The 15,232-nt window shown below is 70.9% G+C and carries 12 protein-coding genes and 1 pseudogene; 7 read left to right on the plus strand and 6 right to left on the minus strand.

The genetic code is table 11. The features are described from left to right. Window positions 1-244 precede the first annotated feature (244 nt). Together ACZ61E_RS15510 and ACZ61E_RS15515 are read right to left on the minus strand one after the other, a co-directional pair. Window positions 245-547: pseudogene (locus ACZ61E_RS15510) on the minus strand (hypothetical protein); the annotation flags it as partial. A gap of 125 nt (window positions 548-672) precedes the next feature. Next, on the minus strand, window positions 673-3,087 hold the full coding sequence (locus ACZ61E_RS15515) for an immune inhibitor A domain-containing protein (protein ID WP_469700148.1): 2,415 nt from the start codon (window positions 3,085-3,087) through the stop codon (window positions 673-675). Between the two features lie 406 nt (window positions 3,088-3,493). On the opposite strand from ACZ61E_RS15515, the gene ACZ61E_RS15520 reads away from it, so the two are divergent. Then, on the plus strand, window positions 3,494-3,793 hold the full coding sequence (locus tag ACZ61E_RS15520) for a hypothetical protein (RefSeq protein WP_469700149.1): 300 nt from the start codon (window positions 3,494-3,496) through the stop codon (window positions 3,791-3,793). On the opposite strand, the gene ACZ61E_RS15525 is transcribed toward ACZ61E_RS15520, so the two are convergent. Then, the gene (locus ACZ61E_RS15525) at window positions 3,779-4,489 is read right to left on the minus strand and encodes an RDD family protein (RefSeq protein WP_469700150.1); all 711 of its coding nucleotides are present in this window, start codon (window positions 4,487-4,489) and stop codon (window positions 3,779-3,781) included. The two genes, ACZ61E_RS15520 and ACZ61E_RS15525, sit on opposite strands and share 15 nt — an antisense overlap. 86 nt (window positions 4,490-4,575) lie before the next feature. Further along, entirely contained in the window at window positions 4,576-6,168 is a 1,593-nt protein-coding gene (locus tag ACZ61E_RS15530; RefSeq protein WP_469700151.1) for an RDD family protein, read from the minus strand. A 231-nt stretch (window positions 6,169-6,399) separates the two neighbouring features. On the opposite strand from ACZ61E_RS15530, the gene ACZ61E_RS15535 reads away from it, so the two are divergent. Then, a complete protein-coding gene (locus ACZ61E_RS15535; protein ID WP_469700152.1) occupies window positions 6,400-6,876 on the plus strand; it encodes an SsgA family sporulation/cell division regulator in 477 nt (158 codons plus the stop codon). Between the two features lie 48 nt (window positions 6,877-6,924). Here the strand turns inward: ACZ61E_RS15535 and ACZ61E_RS15540 are convergent, their stop codons facing one another. Together ACZ61E_RS15540 and ACZ61E_RS15545 are read right to left on the minus strand one after the other, a co-directional pair. After that, on the minus strand, window positions 6,925-7,311 hold the full coding sequence (locus ACZ61E_RS15540) for a VOC family protein (protein WP_469700153.1): 387 nt from the start codon (window positions 7,309-7,311) through the stop codon (window positions 6,925-6,927). Window positions 7,312-7,438: 127 nt separating this feature from the next. After that, on the minus strand, window positions 7,439-8,866 hold the full coding sequence (locus ACZ61E_RS15545; protein ID WP_469700154.1) for an FAD-binding oxidoreductase: 1,428 nt from the start codon (window positions 8,864-8,866) through the stop codon (window positions 7,439-7,441). Window positions 8,867-8,964: 98 nt separating this feature from the next. Here ACZ61E_RS15545 and ACZ61E_RS15550 point away from each other — a divergent pair, with 98 nt between their 5' ends. The 5 genes from ACZ61E_RS15550 (at window position 8,965) to ACZ61E_RS15570 (ending at window position 15,043) form a co-directional block, all read left to right on the plus strand. Beyond that, window positions 8,965-10,596, plus strand: coding sequence for a tetratricopeptide repeat protein (locus tag ACZ61E_RS15550; RefSeq protein ID WP_469700155.1), 1,632 nt, complete (start codon window positions 8,965-8,967; stop codon window positions 10,594-10,596). A gap of 117 nt (window positions 10,597-10,713) precedes the next feature. After that, on the plus strand, window positions 10,714-12,360 hold the full coding sequence (locus tag ACZ61E_RS15555) for a hypothetical protein (RefSeq protein ID WP_469700156.1): 1,647 nt from the start codon (window positions 10,714-10,716) through the stop codon (window positions 12,358-12,360). Between the two features lie 322 nt (window positions 12,361-12,682). Further along, window positions 12,683-13,423, plus strand: a complete 741-nt coding sequence (locus tag ACZ61E_RS15560; RefSeq protein ID WP_469700220.1) for an ABC transporter substrate-binding protein — start codon at window positions 12,683-12,685, stop codon at window positions 13,421-13,423. A gap of 13 nt (window positions 13,424-13,436) precedes the next feature. Then, a complete protein-coding gene (locus ACZ61E_RS15565; protein ID WP_469700157.1) occupies window positions 13,437-14,222 on the plus strand; it encodes an amino acid ABC transporter permease in 786 nt (261 codons plus the stop codon). A 17-nt stretch (window positions 14,223-14,239) separates the two neighbouring features. Then, window positions 14,240-15,043, plus strand: a complete 804-nt coding sequence (locus tag ACZ61E_RS15570) for an amino acid ABC transporter ATP-binding protein (protein ID WP_469700158.1) — start codon at window positions 14,240-14,242, stop codon at window positions 15,041-15,043. Window positions 15,044-15,232: the final 189 nt, after the last annotated feature.

Below are 15,232 nucleotides of genomic sequence, written 5' to 3' on the forward strand. Positions count from 1 at the left end.
CCTCGGGGGTGTTGTGTCCTCCCCCCCCCCCCCCGGGGGGCCCCCCCCTCCCCCCCCCCCCCTCCCCCCCCCCCCCCCCCCCCCCACCGGAGCGCGGGGCTGCCCGGAGGGGCTACGCCGCGCTTCCGCTGTCCGTGCGCAGGCCGGGGCGGCGCCAGAACGGGGAGCTGGGGGGCGGGAGCGCCGGCGGGGGCGTGAAGGCGGGTCTGGGGGCCGGGCGCGGTTCGGACGGACCGTAGCGCCGGGCAGGGCGCAGCAGGGCCCGTATGGGCTGCCAGAGCTCCTGCGCGCACTCCGGGGTGGCCCGCCAGACCAGGCCGTCCGGATGGTGCAGCACCGCCGTGATCTCGTCCGGGGTGGGCGGCTCCGCGTTGCCGCGGAGATAGACGGCGCGCAGCCCGAGATTCCGCAGCCTGGTCAGGGCGCGGGCCCGGTTCATCGCGTGCACCAGGATCCGTACGGTGCGGCCCTCGGCGGCCGGGCTGGGCACGGTCAGCGCCACCACCACGGTCCCGTTCGGGAGCCTGCTGAAACCTCCACCTGCCATGTGTTCCTCATCCCCCCGTAAGACGTCGTGTCAATAAGAGTCGATAAGACGCACCTAAACACGATCGGCCACCGCCCCGCTAGGGGGCGATGGCCGATCATGGTTTGACCTGCGGAGATGCCGTTCTACTTGGTTGAACGGTCCACCTTCACCGTGATCGTCGAGCCGCTGAGGGGCTCCTTCACGATGGAGATCTTGGTGTTGGTGTCAGGAACGTCGACACCCGCGGTCGGGTTCTCGTCGTACCAGTACGTGCCCTTGCGGTCGTCGAAGACGGGCTTGCCCGGCTGCGCGGCGATCCGCGTGGCGGCGTCGGCCTTGTGGAGCTTGAACGAGTCGGTCGGGAACCAGCTGAACGACGAGTCGAACGCCTGGATCCTGTTGCGCATCAGCGTGCCGTCCGCCCACTTCAGGGGCTTGGCGTGCGCGTCGACCGGCAGGATCAGGCCCTTGCCGGGGTGGACACTGGTGTTGTTGTCCTTCTGGGAGGTGTCCCAGAGCCAGACCATCAGACCGTTCTGGTACGCGTAGTGCTCGACCCAGCCGTCCTTCGGCGCCTTGAAGCCGAAGTTGTACGGGCCCGACTTGAGGGTCTTGTCGTAGCTGACGTACTGCCGGTTCTCCGCGATGTAGAACTGGTCGTAGTCCTGGGTGAACGACTCACCGATGCGCGAGAAGCCCTTCGCGGTCCAGCCCGCGTCGTCCGCCTCGGCGTTGTCGGTGAACAGCGGGGTGCCGTCGGCGACGACACTGATCGTGTCGGCCGCGAAGCCCTTGCCGCCCGCGCCGCCGTCCGTCTGGTAGCGGAAGCGGACGTCGACCTTCTTGCCCGCGTACGCGTCCAGCGTGTAGACGAGCTTCTTGTGGGCGCCGGAGACACCGGTCAGGGCCGGCTTGTCGCCCGCGTCACGGGTGATGGCCTTGCCGTCGGCGGTGCCGTCGACCGGGGTCCAGTTGGTGCCGTCCTCCGACACCTCGGCGTACAGGTAGTCGTAGTTGGCCTCGATGTCCCACCAGCCGTCCAGTTCCAGCGTGGCCTTGGCCTTGCCGGTGAGGTCGACGGAGCGGGTGAGGGTGTTCTTGAGGTCGTCACCCATGTCGCTCCACCACTGCTTGGAGCCCTCGGCGGGCTTCACGACAGTCGTGGTGACGGGCTTCTTCGGCAGCTCGACGACGAGCGCCTGCGGGTTCTTCGTGTTGTACGCGGACACGCCCAGCTTGTGGGTCGACGCCGTCGCGGCCTTGGCCTCGTCGTAGTCGAGCCAGCCCAGCTGGAGCTTGTCCCAGGCGGTCATGTCGCCGGGCAGGTCGCCGATCTCGCCCTGGCCCCGGCCGAGCCAGGAGCCGGAGGACATCAGGGACCAGAAGCCGGTGGAGTTCTCGCCGCCGCCCGAGGTGTCGTACAGGTCGGGCAGACCGAGGTCGTGGCCGTACTCGTGCGCGAAGACGCCGAGCCCGCCGTTCTCCGGCTGCATCGTGTAGTCGCCGACCCAGATGCCGGTCTCGCCGATCTGCGTGCCGCCGGACTTGTTGTCCGCGGGGCCCGTCTTGCCGGCGTCCGTGCCGTAGGCGTACCAGCGGTGCGCCCACAGGGCGTCCCCGCCCTGGGCGCCGCCGCCGGCCGACTCGTCCTCGCCCGCGTGGACGATCTGGAAGTGGTCGATGTACCCGTCGGGCTCGTTGAAGTCGCCGTCGCCGTCGAAGTCGTAGCGGTCCCACTCGTCGTACGACGCGAGGTCGGCCTTGATCTGCGCGTCCGTCCGGCCCTTGGCCTTCTGGTCGGCGGCCCAGGCGGCGGTGCCGTCGCGTACCGCGTCCCAGACGTTGGCGCAGTTGGAGTCGCCGCAGTAGTTCGAGCCGTAACGGGCCTCGTTGTACTTGACCTTCACCCAGTCGGAGACCTCACCGTCGACCGAGTACCGGCCGGACGAGGTCTTCTCGTAGTAGGTCTTCAGCGACTCCTTCGGCTTGCCGGCCGCGTCCTTGCCGTCACCGAAGTAGAGGTCCTGGAAGTGCTGCTGGTTGTAGTCGGCCTGCCAGGCGGTGGAGTTGTCCACCTTGCGGTCGGGCTCCGCTATCTCGTTGTGCAGCGGGCCGGGCTCGCCGCCGTACTTCTTGACGGGGGCCTCGGGGCCGTCCGGACCGTCGGGGTCGTACATGGTGGTGTCGTCGACCTCGTCGCCGAACTCCACCAGGATCGTGAAGATCTTGTCGGTCTTCTCCCGGCCGAGCTCGACGTACTTCTTGTCGTCGAGCTTGACGACCTTGGAGCCGTCGCGCTTGAGGACCTTGGCGTCGCCGGCCAGGACCTGCTCCAGGGCCGCCTTGCGCTGCTGCTCCCGCTGCTTGCTGAACGGACCTTCGAGGTCGTGCTCGACATGGCCCTTCTGCGGCGCCGGATCACGGCGCTCGACGCTCGCCGGACCTGCTGTGGGGCTGTCCTCGGCCTGGGCCGGGGTGAGCGCCGACGCCGTCGCGGCTGCCGTGGCGAGGGCCACGAACACCGCGGACGCTCTGATCGCCCGTCGATTGATGGTCACTTGACGTTTCCTCTCCCCGCACCCGGAGTCCGCGGACCGAATGTGTGGGGATCCGCGCGCGGGGTGCGCGTCACAAGTGACGACATTCGACCGGAGTTGGAGGAGAAAAGACAGCCCTTGACTTGCACAGGCCAAGTGCACTATGCACGAGTTCAGTTCCGGAATCCGGACGCCGCCGGACCGGACCGCGGGGAACGCGGGCGCACCGACGCGTCGCACGGAGGGGGCGCGTGATTCCGTGCGCCCCCCATGCTCCGGCCCCGTGGGTTAGGTCACGCTTACTGTCGGTTCCCGCCGGGCATCCACCGTCGTAGGGTCGTTTGACGGAGCGACTCCGCGCAGACACGCGAGACACCCCCAATACCCCCGAAATCAATCCCGATTGCCCCGAGGGACGGATACAGCCATGCCGCGTCCGACTGCCGCACAGCTTGCCTACGGTTCCGCGACCGTCGTCCTCGCCACACTCTCGATGCTGCTGCTCTCCGGCGTCACGTCGGTCGCCGGCATCGCGGTGATCGCGCTCGTCGCCCTCTGTCTCGGCGTTCTGGTGTCCGTGAAGGCCGCCGAGCCACACCGCCCGTCCACCGCGCGGCCGGTCTCCCCGGCTCGTACGGACCATGCCACCACCTCCGTGTCCCCGGGCCGGGCCGCCGGGTCGCCGTCCGCCGCGGAGACCCGGGTTCCGGCGTCACTGCGGCGCTGACACCACCACCACGGTCTTCGCCGCCTTGTCGTGCAGGCCCTGCCGGTAGGGCCGGTCGAGCAGGATCAGGATCAGGATCAGCAGCGGCCAGAAGCAGGCACAGCAGACGAGCGCGGGGACCCAGAGCACGAGGGCCCGCAGGAGCGAGGACCGGGAGTCCGGCACCCGCCCGTCGTTGAGCATCGCCACGCGGAGCTTGAAGAGGCGCTTGCCGAGGGTCTGGCCGCCCCACTGCGTCATGACGGCGTCGTAGCCGACGAACGCCACGATGGTGATGATCCGGAAGACCCACTGCCCGCCGCCGTTCACGCCGTTGACCGCGTCGTCCCAGTTGTCGGAGCTGTTCGACCAGCGGTGGTAGACGTTGAACGGGATGCTGATGAGCGCGAGCGGGATCGCGACGATGATCCAGTCGACGACGCGCGCGAGAATGCGCTTGCCCATGGGCGCGAGCGGCGGCATGCCGCGGAGCGGATCGTTGCCGCCGTACGGGTCACCGGGAGGCGGCGGCGCGGATCCGCCGTACGGGTCACCCGGCGGTGGCGGGTTGGCCCCGCCGTACGGTTCACCGTAACGAGGAGGCGTACCGCCGCCCGGGGGCGTGCCACCGGCGGGCGGCGGCCCCCCGGGCGGGGGCTGCTTGCGGAACGGGTCGTCCTCGGGCGGCTGACCGGGCGTCGGCTGATCGTTGCTCATGGGGGCAGTGCATCCCGCCGTGCGGGTGCCCGCAACGGCTCACCCGCCGTTCGGGGGAGCCGCCACCACCCGCGGACGACCCGGCGTCACCCCGCGACGAACGTACGCGCCAGCTTGTCGTGCCAGCACTGCCGCCAGGGCCGGTCGAAGACGCACCACAGCACGTTCAGCACGCCGACGACGAGGACCCCGAGCACCCCGTACACGAGCCAGCGCCGCAGCGCCGAGCCGAAGGACGGGGACTCGAACGACTCGATGTCCCGCACCTCCAGACCGCACAGCTTCTTGCCGAGCGTGCGGCCCCACCTGGCGGTCGGCAGCGCCTCGTACAGAACGCCGATGACCAGCAGCGCGGCGAGCACCCCGCCGAAGTAGCCCGCGGTGGTGCCGTCGATCAGCCAGACCGTGACGGTCTCGCCGGTCTGCTTCGCCGCATCGACCTTGCCGTCGATGTGGGCGAGCGCCTTGGACACCAGGGGCACGGAGACGGCGCCGACGACCCCGAGGAGGACGACGCTGTCGATCAGCCGGGCCGCGAACCGCTTGCCGAGCCCGGCCGGGCGGGCCGCCGCCTGGGCCTGGGCGGCTTGCAGGAACGGGTCGTTGACCGGCGGCTTCCACGGCACGACCGGCTGTCCCGCGCCCTGGTCGGCGCCGGCGGACGGTGCGCCCGGTGACTGCGCGAGCTGGTGCACCTGCTGCGCCCAGGAGGGCGAGCCGCCGCCGGAGCCGGGTGCGACCGGGCCGGGGGCGGGGGGCTGCATGGAGCGGGACCCGAGCGGGTCGGGCTGCGGGGTGTGCGGCTGGGGTTGGTACGGCTGGGGCTGCCGCGGTCGCTGGGGTGTCTGCGGCGGGACGGGCGCCGGGCCGGCGGAGCGGGGCCGCACGGCGCGGATGGCCATGGTGCCCTCGGTCTGCCCCGTACGGCCGGTGGCCTGCTCGTCGCGCGGGCCGCCGCCCACCCGGCGGATCGTGAGGGTGCCGTCGGTGGGTGCCTCGCCGCCCCGGGGCGGGGTGCCGGTGCCGGTGCCCTCGTCCGGACGCGGGCCCTGTCCCCCCGCGCCCCCGCGTCCGGGGCGCGGGACGCGGATCGCGACCGTGCCCTCGGGGGATGAGTCGCCGTCAGCCTGGCCCGTGCCGGGGCCGGGACCCAGGGCCCTGACACCGGGCAGCGCGCCGCCGGTGGGATCGGCCGGGGGCTCCGCCTGGCCCGGCACCCGGGGATCGCGCGAGTCCCGCCCGTACCGGGGGTCCTTGGCGTCCTCCGGCTCCGGCGTGGCCTGCGCGGCGGGCAGGGCGGGGCGCGCGTCCCGCGGGGTCTCGCCCCAGGAGACGCGGGCGTCGCGCTCGCCTCCGAAGCCGCTCTGCCGGCGGGCGTCGGCCTGCCAGGCGGAGGCCGGTTCCTGACGCGGCTCCTCCGCGGGGTCCTCGTCGAAGAACATCGGCCCCGTCTCCTCGACCGCCGGGGCCGGGGTCCGCCGGGCCGCCGGCTCGGGGGGCGCCGCGGCCACTCCCGGGGGCGGTTCCGGCATGGCCTCGCCGGCCTGCGGCGCCGGCCGGCTGGTGCCGGGTACCCAGGACCCGCCGTTCCAGTAACGGACGTAGCCGGGGATGGACGGGTCCGGATAGTAGCCGGGGGAAGGGCTGCCGTCTCCGGTCGCCGAGGTCGGGGCGCTCATCACCGTGGTCCCGTATCTCTTCGATGGGCTCAACTCAAGGGTCCACATCTATCAGACCACCGCACGGCCCCGGGTCCATCCAGCCGTTTGGACCTCGATTCGGTCACGAAAGAGTCACGGTACGTCGTGAGAGCAAGTTCTCGCCCGAAGTCGCGTAATGGACGCGGGAGTCGGGGCTCTCAACCAGTACGGCCCACACCCCCGGGCACCGTACGACGAAGGAGCACTGACATGCACAGCGTGGTGGAACGCGAACTGGAGCTCAATCTGGTGCTGTCGCCCGAGCGCAGCATCCCCGTCCCGGCCCGGCTGACGTACCGCACGGCGGATCCCTACGCGGTGCACATCTCCTTCCACATCGGCTCGGACACCCCGGTCAACTGGACGTTCGCACGCGAACTCCTGGTCGAGGGGGTGTTCCGGCCGTGCGGCCACGGTGACGTACGGATCTGGCCCACGAAGGTCGACGGCCGCACCGTCCTGTGCGTGGCGCTCTCATCCCCCGACGGCGACGCGCTTCTGGAGGCGCCGTCGGCCGCGGTGTCGGCGTGGCTGGAGCGGACGCTGCGGCTGGTGCCGCCGGGGACGGAGTCGGACGGGCTGGGGATCGACGCGGGGCTCGAACTGCTGCTGGCGCCGATGCCCGCGGACGATCTGTGGCTGCGGGATCCATGGCCGTCCGACGAGTCCGCGGACGGCGAGTCCTGACGCCCGCCGCCGGTGTCCGGGCCCGGATCCGTGTCCGTGTCCGCGTGTTCAGTCGACGATGTAGGTATGCGTGATGAATTCGAGCGAGTGGCCGTCGGGGTCGTCGAGATAGACCCCGCGTCCCCCGTGGTGGTGGTTGATCCGCTGCGGCTGCTCGTGCCTCGGGTCGGCCCAGTAGGGGAGCCCGCGGTCCTTCATGCGGGCGAAGATCTCGTCGAACTCGTCCTCGGAGACCAGGAAGGCCAGATGCTGGCTGACGATGGCGGAGTCCGGGGACGAGTCGAGGTAGTCGAGGGTGACTCCCCCGTCGAGCGGCAGGCTCGCGAACGGCCCGAAGGGCTTGGGCTCGGGCTCGCCGATCAGCTCCGCGAGAAAGCGCGCGGAGGCGAACCGGTCCCGGCTAAGGACGATGGTGTGGTCAAGACGGGCGGGCACGGAACCTCCCGGATCGAAGTGCGGTCAACCGCGGCCGACCTGCGGCCTGTCGCTTCACGGTAGGCCGCCCCGCACCGCCGGGCCATCGGACTTTGGCCGTACGCCGTACCGCGTACGACCGGCCGGGTCAGAACAGTTTTCCGGGGTTCAGCAGGTCCAGCGGGTCGAAGGTCTTCTTGATGCCGCGCTGCAACTCCATGCCGACCGGGCCCAGTTCGCGGGAGAGCCACTCCTTCTTCAGGACGCCGACACCGTGCTCCCCGGTGATGGTGCCGCCCAGTTCGAGCCCCAGCGCCATGATCTCGTCGAACGACTCCCGGGCACGCCGGGACTCGTCGGGGTCCGAGGCGTCGAAGCAGACCGTGGGGTGGGTGTTGCCGTCGCCCGCGTGGGCGCAGACGCCGATCGTGAGGTCGTACTTCGCCGCGACGCGTTCGATGCCCTCGATGACGTCGGCGAGGCGGGAACGCGGCACGCACACGTCGTCGATCATCGTGGTGCCCTTGACCGCCTCCAGCGCGACGAGCGCCAACCGGCGGGCCTGGAGCAGCATTTCGGACTCGGCGGGGTCGTCGGCGGGGACGACCTCGGTGGCGCCGGCCGCCGTACAGAGCTCCGCGACGGCGGCGAGGTCGGCCGCCGGGTCCGCGGTGTCGAACGCGCAGAGCAGCAGCGCCTCGGTGGTCTCGGGCAGGCCCATGTTCGCCAGGGAGTTGACCGCGCGGACGGTGGTGCGGTCCATCAGCTCCAGCAGGGACGGGGTGTGGCCGCGCTCCATGATCCGGCAGATGGCGTCGCAGGCTGCGGCGGCCGAGGCGAACTCGGCCGCCAGGACGAGCTGCTGGGGCGGTGCGGGCTTCAGCGCGAGGACGGCCTTGACGACGACGCCGAGGCTGCCCTCCGAGCCGACGAAGAGCCGGGTGAGGTCGTATCCGGCGACGCCCTTGGCGGTGCGGCGGCCGGTGGTCAGGAGCCGGCCGTCGGCGAGGACGACCTCCAGGCCCAGCACGTACTCGGCGGTGACGCCGTACTTCACGCAGCACAGCCCGCCGGACGCGGTGCCGATGTTGCCCCCGATGGTGCAGGTCTCCCAGCTGGAGGGGTCCGGCGGGTAGTAGAGCCCGTGCTCGCCGACGGCGCGTGAGAGCACCGCGTTGACGACGCCGGGCTCGACGACGGCGATCCGGTCGACGGGGCTGATCTCCAGGATCCTGTCCATCTTGATCAGGGAGAGCACGATGCAGCCGTCGGAGGCGTTGGCGGCGCCCGACAGCCCCGTACGGGCGCCCTGCGGCACCACGGGGACGCGCAGGGCGGTCGCGGTGCGCATCACGTGCTGGACCTGCTCGACGGTGCGCGGCAGCACGACCACCGCGGGCGACCCCGCTTCGCAGAAGCTCGCCATGTCGTTCGCGTAGGACGCCGTGATGTCCGGGTCGGTGATCAGGGCTTCGGCGGGCAGACCCGCTCGCAGCTCGGCGAGGAGGTCGTCCGTGGCGACGGGGGCGGCGGAGGGCGGGGAGCTGGCGGGCACGGTCGCGACGAGGTCATCCATGATCCCAGCCTGGCACTCCGGGGCCATCGGTGTGAACCCGTCTGCGATCCACATCCGCAAGGCCGGGTGTGGTCTTCGTATTGACGCACAGTAATCACATGAACGCCAAGAACACCATGAACACGCAGCACACGAGGCACATCAAAAAGGCCGCGCTGGCGACAGGTGTGGGGGCGGTCCTTGTCACGGGCGTCCTTGTGTTCGTACCGGAGAGAGGCGACGGGCCGCCGGCGGCGGGCCCCGAGGCACGCGCGCGGGCGGCTGTCGGCGCGGGCGCGCCCGCCGCCCTGACGGACGTGGCGGCGCTGATCCGGGACCGGGAGGCGTGGCTGCGGAAGAACCCGCGGGACGCGGAGTCCTGGGCGGTGCTGGGCACGGCATACGTGGAGCGCGGCGGGCTGCGGGCGGACACGGCGTACTACCCGAAGGCCGAGCGGGCACTGCGCCGCTCGCTGGACGTCACACCGGGTGAACGGCGCAATCCGGCGGCGACGGCGGGGCTCGCCACGCTCGCCAACGCGCGCCACGACTACGCGGCGGCCAGGAAGTGGGGCGAGGCGGTACGGAAGGCGGACCCGGCCCGCTGGGCGACGTACCCGGTGCTGATCGAGGCGTACAACGGGCTCGGCGACTACGTGGCGGCGGGCAAGGCCCTGGACAGGCTCCGGGCGCTGCACTCCGGGAGCCGTGTGCTGTCGGTGTCGTCGCTGGTCTACCGCGACCGGGGGTGGCGCGAGGACGCGGCGGCCAAGGCGGACGAGGCGCTGATGAAGGCGGCCTCGCCGGTGGAGCGGGCCGCCGCGCTGTACGCCCTCGGCGGGCTCGCCTGGGACCGCGGTGAGCCGAAGGAGGCGCTGAGGCACTACGACGGCGCGCTGAAGGCGGCGCCCGACCACCATCCGTCGCTGGCGGGCCGGGCGCGGGTGCTGGCGGCGCTGGGCCGGACCGACGAGGCGTCCCGGGACTACCAGTCGGCGTTCGCGGAGCGCCCGCTGCCCGAGTACGCCCTGGAGCTGGGCGAGTTGTTCGAGTCGATGGGGCTGGACGGGGACGCGCGGGGCCAGTACGAACTGCTCCGGGAGCGTACGACGAGGGCGGCGGCCGACGGGGTGGACGAGGAGTTGCTGCTCGCCCGCTTCGAGACCGACCACGGATCCCCGAGGTCGGCCGTGGACCGGCTGGAGTCGCAGTGGCGGCGCGGTCACCGGAGCACGCAGGTGTCGGACGCGCTGGCGTGGGCGCTGTACCGGGCGGGCAACGCCGGGAAGGCGCTGCCCTACGCGAAGAGGGCGACGGACCAGGGGATGCGGAGCGCGCTGTACTCGTACCACCGGGGCGAGATCGAGCGCGCGCTGGGGATGGGGGGCCCGGCGCGCCGCCATCTGGCGGAGGCGCTGCGGACGAACCCCCGGTTCTCGCCGCTGCTGGCGCCGAAGGCCCGTGAGGCGCTGGAGGCGCTGGGCGAACTGCCGGGCGGTGGTCCGAAGGACATGTACGGGGACGGCGAGAGCACACCGCTGACACCGTCACCCACGGCCCCGTCGGGCGGTACCGCGCCGTCGGGGGTGGCGTCGGCGGCGCCCTCGCGGTCGGTCCCGTCGCCGGGCGCGTCGTCGGTCCCGTCGCCGGCGCCTTCGGCGTCCTCGGGGGCGTCCGCGCTGCCGGGGCGTTCGGGGCCCGTGTCCACGCCCACCGCGCCCGTATCGGGAGTATTCGCCGCCCGGAACTGACTGACCGGCTCCACTGGGCCCGGAACTGGGTCCTGAGGCCCTGCTTCTGGGCCTCGCCTCGTCCCTAGTCTCCCTTTCGCTCGGGGTAATGGCCGACGACTTGGGCGAGGAGTCCGGATGAACGGCACGCGGTGCGCAGACGGTTCAGGGCGTCGGCGCGGTGAACGGGGTCAGGGTGGTGTCGAGTACGTCGCGCTGATAGGTGTCGTCGCCGCGATCGTCGGCGCGATCGTGGCGCTGACGGTTCCGGACGACACGTCGGTCGCGCTGAAGGACGCGGTGTGCCGCATCGTCAACGCCGGTGACGGCGGGGAGGGCTGCGACTCCGGCGACGGGGGCGGTGACGACGGAGGAGGGGGCGGCGACGGGGACGGCGACATACCCGAGGCACCGCCGGGTGACCCCTTCCAGCCCGCGAAGTGCCTCCTCGCCCAGGATCAGACCAAGACCACGGTCGTCGTCCAGATCCTCTTCATCAAGATCAGCGGCTCCGAGCAGCTCAAGGTCCAGCAGTGGTCCGACGGCACCGTCACCCTGGAGCGCGTCGGCGAGGGCAGCGTCGGCGCCACGGCCAGCATCTCGGCCGGTATCCCCGGGCTGAAGGAGTGGGGCGGCAGCGCCTCGCTCAGCGGCAGCTACATGAAGGGCAGCGGCAGCGGCGGTCAGTGGCTGTTCAACGGCAACAAGACCGGGGACCCGCAGAAGGACCTGGAGCTGAACCTGGAGGACGCCAAGAAGTTCGCCGCGTACCTCAAGCAGAACGACGGCTGCCGCTACCAGAGCGGATACAACCCCGGTGCCAACATGGGCGCCTGCCAGCAGGACGCGGCTTCCAAGAAGCCCGATCTGCCGCCGGAGCGCGCGCCGGACGTCGACATCACCAAGACCAGCACCGAGGTGTCGGGCGGGGTGAGTTTCGGCAAGGGGTTCAAGAAGGGCAAAGGCGGCAAGGACAAGGACGGCAAGCCCACCGACCTGGGCAGCATCTCGGGCGAGTTCGGCAGCGGCAGCATGACCGAGGACGTCGTGGTCATGCGCGCCAACACCGGCCCCGACGCCGGGAAGATCACCTTCGTCTACACCTTCAGCGTCGACGCCAAGGGCGGCGAGATCGCGCAGGGCAAGGCCACGCGTATGCAGCAGGTGGCGGTCACCTACGACGCGGCGACGTTCGACCAGGAGGAGAAGGACGGCAAGGAGCACCGACCGGAGAAGCTGGTGATCACCACCAGCCAGGAGAACGGTGAGGGCGCCGGCATCCAGGCGGGCGGGGGCGCCAACGTTCCCGGTACGCCGGTGACGATCGATGTCGGCGGCGGTGGCGGCAACATCAAGTCGCAGATCCACACCGAGTCGGCCGAGGTCGTCCTCGACAACGACGCGGACAGCAAGACGGTCGAGGACTGGCTGCGCGGCCGGGGCGACTTCCCCGCCAGCGACGTCCTGCCCACCCCCTCGGACGCGGCGGAGGTGCCGGGCAGCGACGCGGGTCCCCTGGAGCGTCTGCTGCACGACAAGGGCAAGCTGTCCCGCCTCGACTACAACGCCAACACCGACTGGTGGAACGCCTCCCTCGGCATCGGCTTCGGCATCTCCGCCGGACAGCTCACCGCCGGGTTCAAACTCTTCGGCATCGACATCACGCACGAGGAGAAGAACCAGACGATCACCGGCAACCCGGAGTACGCGACCGGCCCGAAGAACGGCGGGGCCCGGCCCTGGGTCGAGTGGAAGAACTGCACGCAGACGACCCCGATCACCTAGGGCCTGTCTGCAAAGTAGCGCCGTCCACCGGGCGGGTGGCCGTACGCGCGGTCACCCGTCCGGTCACCGTTGCGGGGTGAACGGGCCGGGCGGCGGACCGAACGGGCAGCGGGACGGGGCGCCGGACGCGGCGCCGTCACGCTGCCGTGACGACCTGGTTAACCCCGCCCCCGGCAAGGAGACATCGGGGACCACCGATGGCAAGATCGGCGCAACTCACACACCATGTGGGCTGTTGTCCGTCCCCCGCCCTGGAGGCGTCTTGTCCACCCGTACGCGTAACGTGTTGCCCGTCATAGCTACCGCAGCCGCTCTCGTCGCCATGGCGGGATGCACGAGCACCGAGACCACCGCGACCGACGGCTCGAAGGTGGAGCTGGTGAAGTCGGGCAAGCTCACGACCTGCACCCATCTGCCGTACGAGCCCTTCCAGTCCCGCCAGGACAACAAGATCGTCGGGTTCGACGTCGACCTGGTGGATCTGGTCGCCAAGGAGCTCAAGGTCACCCAGGAGATCGTCGACACGCCTTTCGAGGGCATCCAGACGGGTGAGGACCTCAACGCCCGCAAGTGCGACGTGGCCGCCGCGGGGATGACGATCACCCCCGTGCGTGAGGAGAACCTGGACTTCTCCGCGCCCTACTTCGACGCCACACAGGCGCTCGTCACCAAGAAGGGCGCCGCCTACGACTCGCTGGCGAGCCTCAAGGGCAAGAAGCTGGGCGTCCAGCAGGGCACGACGGGCGAGGAGTACGCCAAGAAGAACGGCAAGGGCGTGGAGACCGTCCAGTTCGAGGACGTCGCCCTGCTGCTCACGGCCGTGAAGACCGGGCAGGTCGACGCGGCCGTCAACGACAACGGTGTCCTCTTCGAGTACGTGCGCAAGAACCCGGACACCGAGGTCACGGCCGAGTTCGAGACGGGCGAGCAGTACGGCGTCGGTGTGCGCACCGGCAACGACGCGCTGCGCGAGGAGATCGACCGGGTGATCGAGGCGGCCCGCTCGGACGGCCGTTACGACGAGATCTACAAGAAGTGGTTCCCCGCCGCTCCCAAGAAGTGAGGAACCACCACCGATGTCCATGTCCCGCCGACAACGGACCCGTGTCATACGCGGCGTCCAGTACGCCGTCCTCGTCGCCGTGCTGCTCGCCATCGCGCTGGCGGCCGACTGGGGAGAGATCCAGAGGGCGTTCTTCGACGTCGAGGTCGCCAAGGCGCAGTTCCCCGACATCATCACCACGGCGCTGGTCAACACCGTCATCTACACCCTGCTCGGCTTCGGGTTCGGGCTGGCGCTGGGGCTGCTGCTCGCGCTGATGCGGCTGTCGCAGGTGCCGCCGTACCGCTGGCTGGCGATCGCCTACATCGAGTTCTTCCGCGGCATCCCGGCGCTGCTCGTCTTCATCGCGCTCGGCTTCGGTGTGCCGCTCGCGTTCCAGGTGGCGCTGAACCAGTACGTGACCGTGATGCTGGCGCTCGGCCTGGTCGGCGCCGCCTACATGGCGGAGACGATCAGGGCCGGTATCCAGGCCGTGCCCAAGGGGCAGACGGAGGCGGCGCGTTCGCTCGGGATGTCGCAGGGCCGGGCGATGGTGTCCATCGTCATCCCGCAGGCCCTGCGGATCGTACTGCCGCCGCTGACCAACGAGTTGATCCTGCTGACGAAGGATTCGTCGCTGGTCTATCTGCTGGGTCTGTCCCTGTCGCAGTACGAGCTGGCCAAGTTCGGCCGGGACGCCCTGAATCAGAATCGCAGTCTCACCCCGATCCTCATCGCCGGTCTCTGCTATCTGGTCATCACCCTGCCGCTCGGCCATCTGGTCCGGCGGCTCGAAGCGCGTACGGCAAGGGCGAGGTGAGCGCGGTGGGGAAACCGGTGAGGAAGACGGACACGGGTGCGCAGGCGGACCCGGGGGCGCCCGCGATCGAAGTACGCGGTCTGCACAAGTCGTTCGGCTCGTTGCAGGTACTCGCGGGCATCGACTTCACGGTGGCACGCGGCGAAGTCGTCTGTGTCATCGGCCCGTCGGGCTCGGGCAAGTCGACACTGCTGCGCTGTGTGAACCGGCTGGAGGAGCCGACGTCGGGCACGGTCCTGGTGGCCGGCGCCGAGGTCACCGACCCGGACGTGGACATCGACCAGGTGCGCCGGGGCATCGGGATGGTCTTCCAGTCGTTCAACCTCTTCCCGCATCTGACCGCGCTGGAGAATCTGACGCTCCCTCAGCGTCGGGTGCTGGGACGGGACAAGGCGGAGGCGGCCCGGGTCGCCCGGGAGCGGCTGGCCCGCGTGGGCCTGACCGACAAGGAGTCCTCCTATCCCGCGCAGCTCTCCGGCGGGCAGCAGCAACGGGTGGCGATCGCACGGGCGTTGGCGATGGACCCGGAGCTGATGCTCTTCGACGAGCCGACGTCCGCGCTCGACCCGGAGCTGGTGGGTGACGTCCTGGCGGTGATGCGCTCCCTCGCCGACGAGGGGATGACGATGCTCGTCGTCACGCACGAGATGAGCTTCGCCAAGGAGGTGGCGGACCGGGTCGTCTTCATGGACGGCGGGGTCATCGTCGAGGAGGGCAGCCCGGCGCAGGTGATCGGCGCGCCGAGCCAGGCCCGTACGCGGTCGTTCCTCTCGCGCCTGCTCGACCCGGCGGCGGCGGAACTGGGCCCGTCCGGCGACTGAGCAGGAGGAACCGAGCACGAAGCACCGAGCACCAAGCACCGAGCACGACGAACGGGGCGGGGGGGGGGGGGGGGGGGGGGGGGGGGGGGGGGCCGGGAGGGGGGGGGGGGGGGGGGGGGGGGGGCAACAAGGGACGGGAAAAAAGCCACAAGTGGGTAAAAAGAGTTGGGAGGTAGAGGGGGTCAAAAA

The sequence above is a fragment of the Streptomyces sp. NPDC104581 genome, assembly GCF_055583685.1.

Excerpts from the sequence above, each read along its gene's own strand:
- ACZ61E_RS15520 (WP_469700149.1), top strand. The coding sequence starts at position 3,494 with ATGCCGCGTCCGACTGCCGCACAGCTTGCCTACGGTTCCGCGACCGTC.
- ACZ61E_RS15525 (WP_469700150.1), bottom strand. The coding sequence starts at position 4,489 with ATGAGCAACGATCAGCCGACGCCCGGTCAGCCGCCCGAGGACGACCCG.
- ACZ61E_RS15530 (WP_469700151.1), bottom strand. The coding sequence starts at position 6,168 with ATGAGCGCCCCGACCTCGGCGACCGGAGACGGCAGCCCTTCCCCCGGC.
- ACZ61E_RS15535 (WP_469700152.1), top strand. The coding sequence starts at position 6,400 with ATGCACAGCGTGGTGGAACGCGAACTGGAGCTCAATCTGGTGCTGTCG.
- ACZ61E_RS15545 (WP_469700154.1), bottom strand. The coding sequence starts at position 8,866 with ATGGATGACCTCGTCGCGACCGTGCCCGCCAGCTCCCCGCCCTCCGCC.
- ACZ61E_RS15550 (WP_469700155.1), top strand. The coding sequence starts at position 8,965 with ATGAACGCCAAGAACACCATGAACACGCAGCACACGAGGCACATCAAA.
- ACZ61E_RS15555 (WP_469700156.1), top strand. The coding sequence starts at position 10,714 with ATGAACGGCACGCGGTGCGCAGACGGTTCAGGGCGTCGGCGCGGTGAA.
- ACZ61E_RS15560 (WP_469700220.1), top strand. The coding sequence starts at position 12,683 with ATGGCGGGATGCACGAGCACCGAGACCACCGCGACCGACGGCTCGAAG.
- ACZ61E_RS15565 (WP_469700157.1), top strand. The coding sequence starts at position 13,437 with ATGTCCATGTCCCGCCGACAACGGACCCGTGTCATACGCGGCGTCCAG.